Origin of the sequence: Pandoraea vervacti (genome assembly GCF_000934605.2) — a bacterium.
Classification (GTDB): domain Bacteria; phylum Pseudomonadota; class Gammaproteobacteria; order Burkholderiales; family Burkholderiaceae; genus Pandoraea; species Pandoraea vervacti.
Map to the genome: position 1 here is coordinate 3742172 of NZ_CP010897.2, position 16864 is coordinate 3759035.

Annotated in this window: 15 protein-coding genes; 6 read left to right on the top strand and 9 right to left on the bottom strand. The window is 65.6% G+C overall.

Going from position 1 to position 16864, the window contains the following annotated elements:
- Positions 1-3: 3 nt before the first annotated feature.
- The 6 genes from UC34_RS16320 to ssuD all read left to right on the top strand — a co-directional run bounded on the left by UC34_RS16320 (position 4) and on the right by ssuD (position 7722).
- Positions 4-1281 (top strand): SfnB family sulfur acquisition oxidoreductase, encoded by a 1278-nt coding sequence (locus UC34_RS16320; protein ID WP_044456375.1) that lies wholly within the window; start codon positions 4-6, stop codon positions 1279-1281.
- Positions 1282-1310: 29 nt separating this feature from the next.
- Positions 1311-2612: an SfnB family sulfur acquisition oxidoreductase gene (locus UC34_RS16325; RefSeq protein WP_072617498.1), complete on the top strand. Its 1302-nt coding sequence runs from the start codon at positions 1311-1313 to the stop codon at positions 2610-2612.
- 16 nt (positions 2613-2628) lie between these two features.
- Entirely contained in the window at positions 2629-4080 is a 1452-nt protein-coding gene (locus tag UC34_RS16330) for an LLM class flavin-dependent oxidoreductase (protein ID WP_044456376.1), read from the top strand.
- A gap of 78 nt (positions 4081-4158) precedes the next feature.
- Positions 4159-5370: an acyl-CoA dehydrogenase family protein gene (locus UC34_RS16335; RefSeq protein ID WP_044456377.1), complete on the top strand. Its 1212-nt coding sequence runs from the start codon at positions 4159-4161 to the stop codon at positions 5368-5370.
- Between the two features lie 10 nt (positions 5371-5380).
- The gene (locus UC34_RS16340; RefSeq protein WP_052811097.1) at positions 5381-6595 is read left to right on the top strand and encodes a sigma-54 interaction domain-containing protein; all 1215 of its coding nucleotides are present in this window, start codon (positions 5381-5383) and stop codon (positions 6593-6595) included.
- Positions 6592-7722: an FMNH2-dependent alkanesulfonate monooxygenase gene (gene ssuD, locus UC34_RS16345; protein WP_044456378.1), complete on the top strand. Its 1131-nt coding sequence runs from the start codon at positions 6592-6594 to the stop codon at positions 7720-7722. The genes UC34_RS16340 and ssuD overlap by 4 nt, the downstream gene beginning before the upstream one ends.
- Positions 7723-7862: 140 nt before the next feature.
- On the opposite strand, the gene UC34_RS16350 is transcribed toward ssuD, so the two are convergent.
- From UC34_RS16350 to UC34_RS16390, 9 genes are all read right to left on the bottom strand, one after another.
- Positions 7863-8777: a sulfurtransferase gene (locus UC34_RS16350; protein ID WP_044456379.1), complete on the bottom strand. Its 915-nt coding sequence runs from the start codon at positions 8775-8777 to the stop codon at positions 7863-7865.
- A 33-nt stretch (positions 8778-8810) separates the two neighbouring features.
- On the bottom strand, positions 8811-9629 hold the full coding sequence (locus UC34_RS16355; protein WP_052811098.1) for an ABC transporter permease: 819 nt from the start codon (positions 9627-9629) through the stop codon (positions 8811-8813).
- Positions 9622-10431, bottom strand: coding sequence for an ABC transporter permease (locus UC34_RS16360; protein ID WP_044456380.1), 810 nt, complete (start codon positions 10429-10431; stop codon positions 9622-9624). The genes UC34_RS16355 and UC34_RS16360 overlap by 8 nt, the downstream gene beginning before the upstream one ends.
- Complete coding sequence (locus UC34_RS16365; protein WP_044456382.1) at positions 10428-11237, bottom strand: ABC transporter ATP-binding protein; 810 nt, start codon at positions 11235-11237, stop codon at positions 10428-10430. The genes UC34_RS16360 and UC34_RS16365 overlap by 4 nt, the downstream gene beginning before the upstream one ends.
- Positions 11238-11239: 2 nt before the next feature.
- On the bottom strand, positions 11240-12280 hold the full coding sequence (locus tag UC34_RS16370; RefSeq protein WP_167370667.1) for an ABC transporter substrate-binding protein: 1041 nt from the start codon (positions 12278-12280) through the stop codon (positions 11240-11242).
- A gap of 83 nt (positions 12281-12363) precedes the next feature.
- Positions 12364-13698: an LLM class flavin-dependent oxidoreductase gene (locus UC34_RS16375; RefSeq protein WP_218919548.1), complete on the bottom strand. Its 1335-nt coding sequence runs from the start codon at positions 13696-13698 to the stop codon at positions 12364-12366.
- A gap of 242 nt (positions 13699-13940) precedes the next feature.
- Complete coding sequence (locus UC34_RS16380; protein ID WP_044458286.1) at positions 13941-14747, bottom strand: ABC transporter permease; 807 nt, start codon at positions 14745-14747, stop codon at positions 13941-13943.
- Positions 14748-14883: 136 nt separating this feature from the next.
- Positions 14884-15801: an ABC transporter ATP-binding protein gene (locus UC34_RS16385; RefSeq protein WP_084070736.1), complete on the bottom strand. Its 918-nt coding sequence runs from the start codon at positions 15799-15801 to the stop codon at positions 14884-14886.
- A gap of 1 nt (position 15802) precedes the next feature.
- Positions 15803-16834, bottom strand: a complete 1032-nt coding sequence (locus UC34_RS16390) for an ABC transporter substrate-binding protein (RefSeq protein ID WP_237165129.1) — start codon at positions 16832-16834, stop codon at positions 15803-15805.
- Positions 16835-16864 lie beyond the last annotated feature (30 nt).

Sequence of the window (16864 nt, forward strand, 5' to 3'; positions counted from 1 at the left end):
CCCATGAATCATCCCGAAACCACCGTCTCGACGCCCACCGCTCCCACGCCCCACCCGCGTGCGCTCACGCGCGTGCCGTTGCCGCCGCGCCCGCCACATCGCGTCGCGAGCGAGGCCGAGGCGCTGACGATCGCGCAAACGCTGGCCGACACTTTCCGCGCCAGCGCCGCCGAGCGCGACCGCGCACGTCGCCTGCCGTGGGACGAGATCGAGCAATACACGGCAAGCGGCCTGTGGGCCATCACCATTCCCCGGCAGTACGGCGGCCTCGGTGCGTCATACGTCACGCTGGCCCAACTGTTCGTCACGATCTGCGCGGCCGACCCGTCGCTCGGACAAATTCCGCAAAATCACTTCGCCGTGTTGCAGAACCTCTCGGACATGGGCGACGAAGGGCAACGGCAACGCTGGTTCGCCGACGTTCTTGGCGGGCAGCGAATCGGCAACGCCGGTCCCGAACGTAAAGCGAAAGCCGCCCAATTGTCCTCGCCGACCGCGCATCTCACACGCGACGCCGAGGGCCAGTTACGCGTGAGCGGCACACGTCATTACTCGACGGGCTCCGCGTTCGCGCACTGGATTCCGTTTCGCGCAGTCGACGATCAGGGCCGCCCCGTTCAGGTGTGGGTGCGGCGCGACGCCCCGGGCGTGACCATCCTTGACGACTGGGATGCCTTCGGCCAGCGAACGACGGCCAGCGGCAGTGTGATTTTCGAGAATGTCCCCATCGGCGAGAACGATGTCGTTCCCGTCTGGCGCTTCGAGAAAGTGCCCACGCTCTCCGGCCCGGTGTCCCAGTTGATTCAGGCCGCCATCGACGCGGGGATTGCGCAGGGTGCGCTGCGCGACGCGATCGACTTCGTACGCGACAAGAGCCGTCCGTGGATCGATTCGGGCGTGAGTCAGGCGAGCGACGACCCCTACATCATTCACGAGATCGGCCAGTTGCAAATCGAGGTCGACGCCGCACACGCCGTGCTGCTCGACGCAGCGCGCCATCTGGATACGCTCGCACTCGGCCCGATCGACGACGCGATCTGCGCGAGCGCCTCGGTCGCCGTGGCGCAGGCCAAGATCCTCACGACCGAAGCGGCGCTCAACGTCAGCGAGCACCTGTTCGCGCTTGCCGGTTCGGCATCGAGTCGTGCCGGGCACCACCTCGACCGTCACTGGCGCAATGCGCGCGTTCACACGCTGCACGACCCGGTGCGCTGGAAATATCACCTGCTCGGCAACTACGTGCTCAACGGTGCGCTTCCAAAGCGTCATCAGTGGAACTGACCGTCCGGCATCTGCCCCACATCCCCGACATGACACATGCCTCGACACCGGTGCGCCCCACAGCGAGCGCACCGCACGAACCTTCCGCCCCGGTGAACCCGGCGCGACAACCGGATCGGCCTGCGCCCGCGCCTGCCCCGCAACGGCGGGCCGACCTGATTCGCGACGATGCACACGCGCTCGACGTCGCAAACGCGTTCGCCCGCGATCTGGCGCCCGGCGCGCGGCAACGCGATCACGACCGCCGTCTTCCGTGGCGCGAAGTGGACCGATTCAGCCAATCCGGCTTGTGGGGCATCACAGTCCCAAAGGCCTACGGCGGCGCCGAGGTCAGCACCGATACGCTCACCAAAGTGGTGAGCGTCATCGCCGCCGCTGACGGCAGCTTCGGGCACATTCCGCAAAACCACTACTACTCGCTCGAAGTGCTACGCGTTGGCGGCACCGACGAGCAAAAGACGTTCTTCTACGACCGGGTGTTGCGCGGCGAGCGTCTGGGCAACGCGCTGGCCGAAGTGGGTCAGCGTGACTTCAAGCGTCGTACGGAACTGCGACGCGAGGCGGGCGGCTGGTTCGTGCAAGGCGCGAAGTTCTATTGCACCGGCGCTGTGTACGCGCACTGGATTCCCACGCTTGCCGTCGCGCAGGAAGATGCGGCCCAGCGCGCCTATCTGGTGTTCATCCCCCGCAGCGCGCCGGGCGTGACCGTGACCGACGACTGGGACGGTTTCGGGCAGCGTGTGACCGGCAGCGGTTCGGTACAGTTCGAGCACGTTCGTGTCGAACCGGAATGGATCGTACCCTTCACCGCATCGTTCGAGCGCGCGACCACGATCGGCCCGTTCGCCCAGATCATTCATGCCGCGCTCGACGCCGGCATCGGTCATGGCGCCTTGCAGGCCACGCTGCCGTTTGTCCGCGAGCATGCCCGGCCTTGGATCGACTCGGGCGTGCAGCGCGCGGCCGACGATCCGCTGCTGCTCGAACAGATCGGCAACGTTGCCCTGCGCCTGCGCGCCGCCGACGCGCTCATCGCCCGCGCCGCACGTGCCGTCGACGCGGCGCAACGCGCACCGGACGACGACAGTGTGGCCGCCGCGTCGATTGCCGTGGCGCAGGCCAAAGCCCTCAGCACCAGCGCCAGTCTGCTCGCCGGCACCAAACTGTTCGAGCTCTGCGGCACCAGCGCAACATCGGTGGCGCTCGGTCTCGATCGCTTCTGGCGCAATGCCCGCACCCATACGCTGCACGATCCGGTGCGCTGGAAGTATCACGCAGTGGGCAACTATGTCCTCAACGGCGTGCGTCCGCCGCGCCACGGCGCGATCTGACGCCAGGAATCCCGTCATGACCCAAGCCAAGCGACACATTCACGTCAACGCGTTCAACATGAACTGCGTCGGCCACATTCACCACGGCCTGTGGACGCACCCGCGCGACCAGTCGACGCAATACCACTCCCTCCAGTACTGGACCCACATCGCACAAGTGCTTGAGCGCGGGTTGTTCGACGGCCTCTTCATTGCCGACGTCATCGGTTACTACGACGTCTACCAGGGCAGCGTGGATCTGACGCTGCGCGAAGGCATCCAGTTGCCGGTCAACAATCCGTGGCTGATCGTCTCGGCCATGGCGGCGGCCACAAAGCACCTTGGCTTCGGCCTGACGGCGATGGTCGGTGCGCACAACCCGTACACCTTTGCGCGCGATGTCACCACGCTCGACCAGCTCACCGGCGGGCGCATCGGCTGGAACATCGTCACGGGGTACGTGGATAGCGGCGCGCGCGGTCTGGGCCAGAACGGGCTGGCCGAGCACGACAGTCGCTACGACCGCGCCGAGGACTTTCTCGAACTCAGCTACAAGCTGTGGGAAGGGAGCTGGGACGACGACGCCGTCATCGCCGACAAGGCGCGGCGCATTCATACGCTGCCCGACAGGGTCCGTCCCGTGACACACGACGGGCCGTTCTACCGCGCCCACGCCATCCACATGAGTGCGCCATCGCCGCAGCGAACGCCGGTGCTGTTTCAGGCGGGCACTTCGTCGCGCGGGCTGCGCTTTGCGGGACGCCACGCCGAAGGCGTCTTCATTGGCGCGAACTCGCCGGAAGCCGCACGTGCGGCATCGCGCAAGCTGCGGCAGGCTGCCGTGGAGGCGGGTCGCCGCCCGGAGGATATCAAGATCTATGCCGGCATCGCCGTGGTGCCCGGGCGCACACAGGCCGAGGCCCGCGACAAGCATGCCGAATATCTGGCCCATGCCAGTGCGGAGAGCGGCCTGGCGCACTTTGCGGCCAGCACCGGTGTCGACTTCGCCCGATTCGCGCTGGACGAGCCGATCCAGTTCGGCAACGCCAACGCCATCCAGTCCGCCACGCAGACCGCGCAGCAACAAGGCTGGACCACGCGTCGCAAATTGCTTGAGCAGTTTGCCCTGGGCAGCCGATATCACACCATCGTGGGCGACGCCTCTCAAGTCGCGGACGAACTGGAGCGGTGGATCGATATCGGCGAGATCGACGGCTTCAACCTCACGCGCGTCGTGGTGCCCGAGACGTGGGAAGACTTCACCGATCTCATCGTCCCCGAGCTGCAAAACCGTGGGCGCTACCGGACGCAGTACGGCGGCGCCTCCGGTTCTGAAACGTTCCGCCAGCGGCTCTTCGGTCGCGGCGACCGCCTGCCCGCACATCATGCAGGGGCGAGTTTCCGTCACGTGCCCGAGAGTGCGCAAGACACCTCTGGCCCCCATAGGGCGAGTAGTGCCAGTAGTGCCAGTAGTGCCCGAACTGCATGAAGCGTGCGGAAATCGTCAGTCAACGTCCGTCCTGCGCCCCAACGCCCCAGCGCCGCTACCTCGCTCCCTACTCGTCCCATGACATCGACGTCAGCCTCTTCCTCAGCGCCGCCCTCGCATCGCGGCGACGCATTGCAACGCGCTCAGACCCTGGCGACGCGCTTTGCCGAGACCGCCATCGCCCGCGACGCCGCCGGCGGCACGCCCAAGGCCGAGCGAGACGCATTGCGTCAAAGCGGCCTGCTCTCCCTTTCCATCCCGGCGGACTACGGCGGTCAGGGCGCCCAGTGGATTCAGACGCTGGAGACCGTGCGGATCCTGGCGCAGGCCGATAGCTCGGTCGCTCACGTCTACGGTTTTCACCACCTGCTGCTCGCGACCGTCCAGCTTTTCTCGAAGCCCGAGCAGTGGGTGCCGTGGGTCGAACAAACCGCACGCAACCACTGGTTCTGGGGTAACGCCCTCAATCCGCTGGACGAGCGAACCGTCGTGCGCCGCATGCGCGATACGCAGGAATGGTTCGAGTTCTCCGGCAAGAAGAGTTTTTGTTCCGGGGCACTGGACTCCGAAATGCTGATTGCCTCCGGCAAGGACGAGCGCAGCGGCAAGTTGCTCATCGCCGCCATACCGACGGCCCGCGCAGGGATCACGATCAACAGCGACTGGAATTGCTTCGGTCAGCGCCAGACCGACAGCGGCAGCGCCCTGTTCGAACGCGTGCGGGTCGACGCCGCCGAGATGCTGCTCGACCCCGGGCCGCTGACCACGCCGCGCGCGTCGCTGCGTCCGTTGCTCGCGCAACTGGTGTTCGTCCACATGTTCCTCGGGCTCGCGCAGGGTGCACTGGCCGAAGCGAAGCACTACACCCTGCACGAAGCGCGGCCCTGGTTCCGCTCGGGCGTCGCAAACGCCAGCGACGATCCCTACACCCTCGCCCACTACGGCGAATTCCACGTCGCGCTGGAGAGTATGCGACTGCTGGCGCGGCAGGCGGCGACGCTATTCGACGAAGCATGGCAGCAAGGCGATTCGCTCGACGCCGACGGGCGCGGCCGTGTCGCGGTGGCCGTCGCCACGGCAAAGGTAGCCGCCTCGCGCCACGGCCTCGACGTCGCTAGCCGACTGTTCGAGACGACCGGCGCGCGCGCCACTCACGGCGCGTTGCGCCTCGATCGCTACTGGCGAAACCTGCGCGTGCAAACGCTGCACGATCCGGTGGATTACAAGCTTCAGGACATCGGGAACTGGGCGCTCAACGCTCAGGCGCCGGCCCCGTCCTTCTATTCCTGAGGTCACGCGCATGGCAACCCTGCCGGTATGGCCCCCGCTGCCCCAGCGCTCGCAACCCGCGGGCGCGGCGGATCACGCATCCCGGGACAGCGCTGCCGACTGGATCTTCGTCGATCCGCGCTCGCGCGACCTGCTCATGGAAGTCGAGCAGGTCGCGCCCAGCGATGCGAGCATTCTCATCACCGGCGAGACAGGGACCGGCAAGGAACTGATCGCCCGGCACATTCACGGTTCCAGCCCGCGCCGTGCCGGACCGTTCGTGAAGGTCAGTTGCGGAGCGTTCTCCGAGTCGCTCGTCGATGCCGAACTGTTCGGCTATGAAAACGGCGCGTTTGCCGGCGCGTTTGGCGCGCAGCCGGGCTGGTTCGAGCAGGCCAACGGCGGCACCATCTTTCTCGACGAGATCAACGACCTGCCGCTGTCGGTGCAGAACAAGCTCCTGCGCGTGTTGCAGGAGCGCGAAGTGAGCCGCCTGGGCGGGCGACAGTCGTTGCCGGTCGACGTGCGCGTGCTGGCCGCCGCCTCGACCGATCTCGAACGGCTCGTGAGCGAGAAACGCTTTCGCAAGGACCTGTATTACCGCCTGAACGTCATCAGCCTGAATGTGCTCACGCTCCGGGAGCGTCCGGGCGACATCGTGCCGCTCGCACGCTACTTCATTGACACCTACAGCAAGCGGCTGGGTTACCGGAAGCTCGCCCTCACGCCCGATGCCGAGCAAAAGCTGATACAGGCGCCATGGCATGGCAACGTGCGCGAACTGGAGAACGTCATCCATCGCACGCTGCTGCTGTGCGAGCAAAGCGAGATCGACGCGGCGAGCCTTCGCCTGCCGGCAGCCCCTTCCGCCGCCGCGTCCGCCACCTCGTCCTCAGCCGCGTCGATTGCCCAGGCATCGCCAGCCACAGACCAGTACAACGTCGCCGCAAGCGGCTCGCGCCCCGCGCCGGACGAGGACATGGCGGCACTGCGTCGCGCCATCCTGCGGTTGTGCGAATCGCGGGGCGCGAATCTGCATCAGCTCGTGGAAGACACCCTGCTGCGCGAAGTCTTCCGCGTGAGTCACTACAGCCAGAGCGAAACCGCCCGCCTGCTGGGCATCAGCCGCAACGTGGTGCGCGCCCGCCTGATCCGTCTCGGCGAGATCGGCCCGCCACGCAAGACCGCGTGCGATGCCCCCCACACCGACACACCTCTCGATATCGAAACGCGAAAACTGCAATGAACCCCGACATCTTCTGGTTTCTGCCCACCTCGGGCGACACACGTTATCTCGGCAAGTCCGATTTCGGACGCCCTGCCACCAACGCCTACATGCGCCAGATCGCGGAAACGGCCGAGCGACTGGGTTTCGACGGCCTGCTCATTCCGACCGGCAGTTCGTGTCTGGATCCGTGGGTGACGGCCGCCAGCCTGATTCCCGTCACGCAACGCATCAAGCTGCTCGTGGCGCTGCGCACGTCGCTGGGCAACCCAACCGCATCGGCCCGGCAGGCGGCAACGCTGGACCAGGCGCTCGGTGCGGGGCGCCTGCTGCTCAATGTCGTGCCCGGGGGCGACGCGACCGAACTGGCGGCGGACGGCGTGTTCTATTCGCACGACGAACGCTACACGGCAGGTGACGAGTTTCTGAGCGTTTGGCGCCGTCTGCTGCAAGGCGAGAAAGTCGACTTCGAAGGCCAGCATCTGAAAGTGACCGGCGCGCAGAATTTCTTCGAACCGGCCACGCAGCCCCATCCCCCGCTGTACTTCGGTGGTTCGTCACCGGCGGCGCACGAATTGGCGGCCAGACATGTGGATGCGTATCTCAGTTGGGGAGAGCCGCCCGATGCCGTGGCCGCGAAGATCGCCGATGTTCGCGCGCGTGCGCAGCGGCATGGCCGCACGCTGCGCTTCGGCGTGCGGCTGCACGTCATCGTGCGTGAGACGAGCGACGAGGCGTGGGCGGATGCCGACCGTCTGATCAGTCATCTGACCGACGACGACATTGCGGCGGCGCAGCGCAATTACGCGGGCATGGACTCGGTGGGACAAGCGCGCATGGCGTCGCTGCATGGAGGACGCCGCGACAAACTCGTCGTCGGCCCCAACCTTTGGGCGGGGGTGGGACTCGTTCGCGGCGGCGCGGGCACCGCGCTGGTCGGCAATGCCGAGGAGGTCGCCGCGCGCCTGAAGGAGTATGTCGACATCGGCGTCGACACTTTCGTGCTCTCGGGCTACCCGCATCTCGAAGAAGCGATCCGCTTCGCCGAACTGGTGTTCCCGCTACTACCGGGCAAGGCGCCCGTCACCCTGCGCGACCGCGCGCTGACCGGCGGCGCATTCGACGTGCGGGCAGGTCGCACGTCGTGATTCGTGACATTGGCGTCGTTCCGCAATCCGCTTCGTCACGGCCTTGCCTGACGAAGCGAAGCCAACGGGAGAACAGCGCAGTATCGAGTGGCGTCGCTAAGCCGTGGCTAAGCCGTCACTACCCTGTCAGTACCCTTACACTACCCCGCCGTCACCTCAAGCTGCATCGGCAGCTCCGGTGCACTGCCCCATTCCCCGAGCGATGCGTCGTAAAGGCGCACGTTCGGATGCGCGAGCTTCATGAGCGCAAAGACCACGAGACTCGCCGATACCCCGCCGCCGCAGTAAGCGATGACGGACGTCTCGTCGTCGATGCCGGCCGCCGCGAAGCGTGCGCGCAGCGTGTCGTCATCGAGAAAACGCCCGCTGTCGGCGTCGAGCAGGCTGGCGGCCGGAATATTGATGCTCCCGGGGATGTGGCCGGCCCGCCCCTTGCGCGGCAATTCCTCGCCGCTGTACTGCGCGGGACGAAGCGCGTTGATCAAGCGCGTCGCGGCGTCGCCATTCACGACACGTTCGACGTCTTCGCGCTGCGCGACATAGGGCTGTATCGGCGCCGGCGTGAATTCGACGCCTGCTGCGTTTTCGGGGTCAGCGCCAGCGCCTGCCTCGACCGCACGCCCCTCGGCAATCCATCGCGACCACCCGCCGTCGAGCACGTGCGCGTTCGTGAATCCATACGTTCGCAGCATCCACCACACGCGCGTCGCCCACCAGATCGAGCCGGTGCTGTAGATCACGACCAGACTGTCGTTGCCGATACCCAGCGCCTCGACGGCAGCCTTGAAAGCCGCCGGCGGCGGCAGCATCAAATGGAACCGATGGTGCCGGTCAGAGAGCTGCGCATCGATATCGATGAATCGGGCCCCCGGGATATGACCGGCCTCGAAAGCGGCGCGCTCCGGCTGCACACGCTGCTTGATCACCGGATCGACCACCATGGTGGCGCTGCAATCGAACAGACGTAATTCCGGTCGGTGCAGATTTTCCGACAACCATTGTGTCGAGACCAGGAACCCCGGAACGATCCCGGCGGAAGAGGTGTCATGCGACATCGAAAACTCCAGTAGTGCAGCCCGCCCCGGCAGTCATGCCTCGGCCCAGGCTGCGAAGCGGCGCTGCACGCGGGCAATCGCTGCATCGGCCAGATAGCCGACGAGCATGGTGACCAGCACGTAGGCGTAGACCTGCGCCGACTGAAAATAGCGCTGCGCCTGCACGATGGCTTCGCCCAATCCGCCGCCGGTGACCATTTCCGCGGTGAATACGGTAATCAGACCGATCGGCAAGGCAATGCGAACGCCGGAGAGCAATGCCGGCACCGTCGCGGGCAAAATCACGTGGCGAAACAGCGCGTGCTTTCGGGTGCCCAGGGACTGCGCAGCCCATCGCAACTTCGGCGAGACCAGCGACGCGCCCGACTCGGCGGCCACGATGAACGGGAACACGCACGTGGCGAACACGAGCGCGATCTTCGAAAGACTGTCCATGCCGAGCCAGACGGTAAACACCGGGATCAGTGCAATCTTGGGCAGCGGAAAACCGAACGCCACATAAGGCGAGAGCCACCAGCGGCAAACGCGAAATTCGGCCATGGCGAATCCGAGCGGAATGCCCACTATGCCCGCCGCGACAACGCCTAGCACCGCGCGCAGCACGCTCGTGCCCAATGTCGACCACAGCTCACCCGAGATGACGAGATGCGCGAGTGTCGCGAACACCACGCCCGGCGAGGGCAAAAATACCGCCCGAACCCACTCCTGGGCAGTGGCGAAATGCCACCCGGCGAGTACCGCGAGCAGCACCAGCCAGGGCTGCGACAGACGCCATAGCCGACGCGCCATCGTGCGCGCGCTGCGCGATCCCGACGGGACGGCGACTTCCGTGAATTTCAGCGTATCAGCCATGCCGCCGTCCTCGTTGTCCTCGTTGCCCCGATTCGTGCCAGCGCAACAGCGCACCGGTCGACCAGCGCAGCGACGCATCGAGCGCGTACGCGACTACCGTCGTCACGAACAGCGCCGCGAACAGATAGTCGTAGCTGCCCTGATCGCCGTACTGGCCGATCAACTTCCCGATGCCCTGATTCGCAACGATCATTTCGCACGAAATGGCGACCAGCAGCGTGAACCCCAAGGCGACGCGCACGCCCGTCAGGATCTGAGGCAACGCCGCAGGCAACACGACACGCCAAAGCAAGCCCGCCCGCGACGTGCCCAGCGAGCGCGCGCTCCATAGCAACACACGCGGCACTTCGCGTGCGCCACGCAGCGAGTAGACGATCAGCGGCAACGCTGCGGTAATCGCAATGACGATGACGTTGGTCGCGCCGCCCACGCCGAACCACAGCACCAGCAACGGAATCAGCGTCGTTTTCGGCAACGCATACGTGCAGCGCACCACGGGCGTGACAATGCGATCGAAGACGGGCAGCAACGCCATCGACAGGCCAAGCGGCACGCCCGTCAGAATGCCGGCGGCAAGTCCCCAGGCACTGGCGCGCAACGTCGTCATCAGGTTGCCCCCGATCTCGCCCGTGCGAACCAGATGCCTCGTCGCACGCCAGATGTCAGCGAGCGACGGGACAAAGCCGTCGGCCAGCCAGTGGGCCGACGCGGCAGCCTGCCAGGCGACGAACAACACAGCGACGGCCAGCAAACCGGTCACGGCGGGCAGGCAGCGTTGCCCGAGCGCAAGCGCGGCAGTCATGACGGCTCCTCCGTGGGTACGCCCCTCACCTGCTCACGCACCGACAGCCAGACGTCGTTGCGCAGTTCGGAAAAGCGTTGCGACAGCATGGTCGCCTCGCGCCCGAGCGTGCGATCCAGATCGACATCCACGCGCTTCACGATGCGTCCGGGCCGCCGCGACATGACGTAGATGGTGTCGGACAGATAGACCGCCTCGTCGATGTCATGCGTGACGAGTAACGCGGTTTTGCCCGAACGCTCGAACAGACGCAGCAACTCGTCCTGCATGAACTCGCGCGTTTGCGCATCGAGCGCGCCGAACGGTTCGTCGAGCAGGAGAATCTTCGGATCGCTCGCGAAGGTGCGTGCGAGCGCGACACGCTGACGCATGCCCCCCGACAGCTCGCGCGGATAACGCCGCTCGAAGCCCTTGAGATGGATGAGATCGACATAGCGCGCGACCGTACGTTCGATCTCGTCGCTGCGCGTGCCCTTGCGGCGCAGGCCGTAAGCGATGTTCTCCGCGACGGTGAGCCATGGGAACAGCGCGTATTCCTGAAAGACCACCCCACGGTCGACACCCGGCCCCGTAATCCGCTCGCCAAAGGTCGCGCACACGCCGTGAGAGGCTTCGACGAACCCGCCGAGGATGTAGAGCAGCGTGCTCTTGCCGCAACCGGACGGACCGACGAGCGAGACCAGCTTGCCGGCCGGGACATCCAGCGCAATATTGTCGAGCGCGACGACGCGCTCGCCGTCCTTGTCGAAAACCTTCGACAGACCGGCGACATGGATGGCCGCCGCGGTGTCTTGCAGGCTGCTCATCGTCAGACCCGGCGCGGGAGGTACGACGCGTCCACGTTCGCCGCAATCCTGACCGGCTTGGGCAACAGTCCCAGTTGCGCCATCGCGTCGATGGGCGGCTGGAGGCTCGCGGCGGAGATCGTCGCGTTCGGATCGCGGTAGAAGTCCTTGGGCGTGAGGAAATACTCATCGAGCGACGCGGCGGGCGTTTTGGCGAGCTCCGCCGTCAGCGCGACCACCTGCTTGCGATTGGCCGGATCGTAAATCCAGCGTTGCGCGTCGACGTAATCGGCCAGCCACGCACGTACGGCTGCGGACTTTTCCGTAAGGAAGCGCGTGCGTGCACTCTGGAACAGCACGGGATACGGCGGCACAACGCCGACCGCGTCGAACACCGTACGAATGCCGCCCTTCTTCGCTTCGTCCACCTGAAACGGCATGGCGAGCACGCCCACGTCGATGCGCTTCTGGCGCAACGCCGGCCCGATATTGCCGAACGGCATTTCGACCACACGGACGTCCTTACGTGGATCGAGGCCATGCTTTTGCAGCGCGATGCGCAGAATGATGTCGACGCTGCCGTTAAAGGCATTCACTGCCACGCTCTTGCCCTTGAGGTCGGCAATGGTGCGCACCGGGCTGTCCGTGAGCACGACGAACGGGTTGGACGCATAGCCCTGCACCGCGTCGCGATGGATTTCGGCAATGGCAGTCACGCCGCCCGGTACCGCGTCCTGCGCGACGGCGGTTGCCAGACTCGTGAAGGCCAGCGTACCGATGTCGGCCTGCTCGGCGGCGAGCAATGTCGCCACGCCGGGCGTGCCGCGCGCCGTCATCGTCTCGATCACATACTCCTTGCCATGACGCTTGAGCACGTTGGCCTTGAACCAGTCGCTGGTAATGACGGTTTCGAGCTCACCGGGACCGACCACGCCGGCCGTCGCATAGCGAATCAGCGGTGGCGCGGCGCGCGCGATCATGGGAAACGACAGGGCGGTCGCCACCGCTGCGCTTTGCTTGATGAATTGGCGGCGCGAGTGCCGCTGGGTGTCGTTGTGTGCCATGAGATGTTGTCGTGCGAGAAGCTTGAAATTGCGGCGCATTCAGGTCGCCATTCGGGTCGCCGTGCCCTGCGACGTGCATCCGTTCAGTGCGACGGGCGGGCAATGCCGAGGTGATCGCGCAGCGTGTCGCCCGCGTACTCCCGGCGAAACACGCCTCGCGACTGAAGCTCGGGAATGACCAGGCGCACGAAGTCTTCGACACCCCCCGGCAGATAGGGCATCTGCACCATGAAGCCGTCGCAGGCGCGTGCGTCGAACCATTGCTGCATGACCTCGGCGACCGCGCCCCCGGTGCCATTGAAGTCGCGCAGCGGCCCGATCCCGTAGCGCTTGCCGATCTCGCGCAGCGACAGGCCCTGCTTGCGCGTGAGTTCCGCCACCTCCTTGTAATGGCCCTGCACGCCGCCGACTTCCAGATCGGGCAGTACGCCGTCCTGCGGGAACGGCGACAGATCGATGTCGAGCTGGTAAGAGAGGGTCGAGAGACCCGCCTCGGGATCGCAGAGATCGTCGAGCAGCGCCTGCTTGTCGCGCGCAATCGCATCGGTCTCGCCGACGACTGGCACCATGCCCAGCAGGATCTTCACGTCATCCGGGTTGCGACCGTGATGTGCAGCGCGCGCCTTGATGTCGTGATAGAAAGTTTGCGCCGAGTCCTGCGAGGAGTGCGTGACGAAGATGACGTCAGCCCACTTTGCCGCGAAATCGCGTCCGCGACTCGATGCGCCGGCCTGAATGAAGACGGGTCTGCCCTGCGGCGGACGGCTGACATTGAGCGGCCCCTCCACATTGAACCACTTGCCCCGGTGCGAGATCGGGCTGACTTGCGCGGGATCGGCAAACTGGGGCGTCTCGCGATCGAGCGTGAGGGCGCCATCGCGCCAACTGTTCCACAGCTTGCACGCGACTTCGACGAACTCGTCCGCGCGGTCATAGCGGTCTTCGCGCGAGAGTTGTTCCTCAAGCCCGAAGTTGCGGGCTTCCGCGTCCTGAAACGACGTGACGATATTCCATGCGACGCGTCCGGCACTCAGATGATCGAGCGACGCGAGCGCACGCGCCACGTGAAACGGTGTGAAGTAGGACGTCGAGATCGTCGCCGCAAGCCCCAGATGACGCGTGCTTCCGGCCAGCGCCGAGAGTACGACGATGGGGTCGAGACGCAGCGCGCCGAGTGCGCCATGGCGCAGTTGCGAGTCAAGGCTGTCGCCCAGTCGGCGTGGCAGCGCCTGGATGTCGGGCAGGAAGAGCATGTCGAAGCGTCCGGCTTCGAGCAAACGACCGATTTCCTGATAGAAGCGCACCGACAGAATGTCATGCTGCGCGGACGGGTAGCGCCAGCCGCCGTGATGGCCGGAAACCGGGCCGGCCATGACATAGGCGGCCAGATGCATTTGACGCGAGGAGGCGTTCGACATACTGCAATATCCGAAAAGACGTGTTCGACAATCGGCGCGCGGAAGAGCCTTGGGCTACGCCTGTCTCAGTCTTCCCGAAGCACTGCCAATACTTTGCGGCAGCACCGCAGATCGGTGCCGCCTGTTCGAAAACAGTATATGGGTGCCTGACGTGTTAACAAATTCGAATCGCTGCTAAGCAAATACTGAAAACCGATGCCGCGTCATGTCGTCAGACGGCCTGCCGCCATCGACGCGATCGCCTAGACGGTCTGCATTCCCCAGCGTCGCACGGTCACCCGGGCAAGCGTATCGAAGACGAGATGCTCGACGATCAGGCCGATGAGAATGACCGTCAGCAACCCGGCGAAGACCTTGTCGGTGTAGAGCTCGTTGCGGTTCTGATAGATGTACCAGCCCAGTCCGCCAGCGCCGGTGTTCGCGCCGAACACGAGTTCCGCAGCAATCAATGTGCGCCATGCAAAGGCCCACCCGACGCGCAGCCCCGAGAGCACCGAGGGCAGCGCCGCCGGCGTGAGAATCCACGCGACCTGACGCAGTCCCGAGAGACCGTAGTTGCGTCCGATCATGCGAAGCGTGGGCGACACGGCGTCGAATCCGGAAGCGACGCTCAGCGCCAGCGGCCACAGCACCGCATGCACGAGCACGAACAGCAGGCTGCCGGTGCCCAGACCAAACCACAGGAGTGCGAGCGGCAGCAGCGCAATGGACGGCAATGGATTGAACATGCCCGTGAGCAGCGACAGCAGGTCTCGCCCGACGGCGGTCGTCATGGCGAGCGACGTGAGCACGAACGCGCAGAGCACGCCCAGCGCATAGCCACGCAACAGCACCCAAAGGGAAGTGGCCGTGCGAGCGACGAGTTCGCCATTGAGCAGACTGCTCCACCACGCGTGTGCCGTCGCCGCGGCGCCCGGCAACAGCAGGTCGTTGTCCACCCAGCGTGCGGCCAGCTCCCATATCAGGATCAGGACGATGCCGATGGCGAGCTTGCGCCAGACGGTCGGCGTGCCGCGCCACGCGCTTGTCGCGTCTTCGCTTCGTGACACTTGTGCCGTCTTCGGCGTATCGGCGTCCCTGCGTGGCGCGGGCGGAAAAATGCGCTCCGGGCGTCGCGGCGATCCCTGGCGAGCACTGAGTCTGGCGACTTCCGTCGATGGTCGATTCACTTGAGGTTCCTCGGTCTCACGCCGCTTCGTGCTCGCCGAAGAGCAGGTCGTGAATGCGCTCGCCAGCACGTCTGAATTCGGCAGACGCGACGTCGCCCGGGACGAAGTCGCCGGCGTCCAGTTCTGCGCGCAATCGTCCGGGTTGGCCGTCCAGCAGCACGATACGGCTGCCCACGATGAGCGCCTCTTCGATCGAGTGCGTGACGAACAGCAGCGTGACGTGCGTGTCGTCCCACAGCCGAAGCAATTCCTCCTGCATGCGCAGGCGAGTGAGCGCGTCGAGCGCGGCGAACGGCTCATCCATGAGCAGCACGCGTGGTCGCACGGCGAGTGCCCGCGCGATGGCCACGCGTTGCTTCATGCCGCCCGAGAGCGCGTGCGGATAGGCATCGGCAAATCGGGACAGCCCCACTTTGTCCAGAGTCTCTCTCGCGCGCTCGCGCGCCTCGTGACGCGACAGCCCCCTCGCGACGCGCAGCGGAAACATCACGTTTTGCAGCACCGTTTTCCACGGCGCCAGTTGATCGAATTCCTGGAACACGAACATCCGGTCGATGCCCGGGCCGCTCACCGTCTGCGCGTCGAGCGAAATCTCGCCGCGTGCCGGTTTGACGAAGCCGCCGATCGCCTTGAGCAGCGTCGATTTACCGCAGCCGGATGGGCCAAGCAAGACGAAACGGTCGGCGTTGTAGACATCGAACGATATGTCGTTCAACACGGGCACGAGGCGTGCGCGATGCCGGAACTCGATGCCGAGGTCGCGCACTTCAAGCACGCGCGAACTGCCTGGCCCGTGCGCATGCGCGGATGGTCCGGCGTCGGCGGCGTCGGCGGCAGCGAGCGCGTGTGTCTGCGCGGCTGTGTCGATATCGGTGATATCGGTGAGATCGGCAAGATCCGCACGCGCCAGCGACCGAGCGCTCGACGTCCCCATCTCAACTCCCCTGCCCCAACGCGGGCTCGTCGAAGAAGTAGTCCTTCCACGACGTGGCCTTGTGACGAACGGCGCCCACACGTTGCATGAACTGGGCAAGGCCCAGCGTGTTCTGGGGCGCAATCGAGAAATTGACCTTGGGGTCGGTGATGATGCTCACCAGCAGTTTCTTGTCGGTCTTCGACTGATTCACGCGGAGGTAGGTATCGGCGGCCGCCTCCGGTTGGCGTTTGACGAAATCGGCGGCGCGCGCGAGCGCCAGTACGAAGGCCCGATAGGTTTTCGGGTTGTCGTTGCGGAATTTCTCGGTCGTGTAGAGCACCGTGGCAGAACTCGGTCCGCCCAGCACGTCGTAGGAATCGAGCACGATGTGCGCGTTGGGGTTCGCGGCGAGTTCCTGTTCCTGGAACGGCGGGGTGCCGAAGTGCCCCGTGATCTCGGTGCCGCCCGCGATGATTGCCGCCGCGGCGTCGGGATGCGCCATCGTCTGGGTCCATTTGTCCAGACGATCGAATGAAGCGTCTCCCCATTGCCGGGCGGCGGCGTATTGCAGCACACGAGACTGGACCGACACGCCCACCGCGGGCAGCGCAATACGATCCTTCTCCGTGAAGTCGGCGATGGTGCGCACCTTCGGATTGTTGCTCACGAGGTAATACGGCAGGCTGCCCAGCGACGCTACGCCGCGTACGTTCTGGCGACCGTAGGTACGATCCCAGACGGTGATGAGCGGGCCGACGCCTGCACCGGCGATGTCGATGGCGCCGGACAGGAGCGCGTCGTTGATCGCGGCGCCGCCGGACAGGCGCGCCCAGTCGACTTTCACTTCAACGCCCAGCTTGCGGCCCTCCTGCTCGATCAATTGCTGGTCGCGCACGACGTTGAGCAACAGGTAGACGATGCCGAACTGCTCCGCGATCCGAATCCGTCCCTCCGCATGCGCTGCTGGCACCGCCATCGCGAACGAGAGACTGACGACCAGCAGGCGAACCGGCGAAAGCAGTGAGAGCAGCGAGTCACGAACGAAGCGCATGGCGAGCATGACCTGTGGAGGACAAAGAAG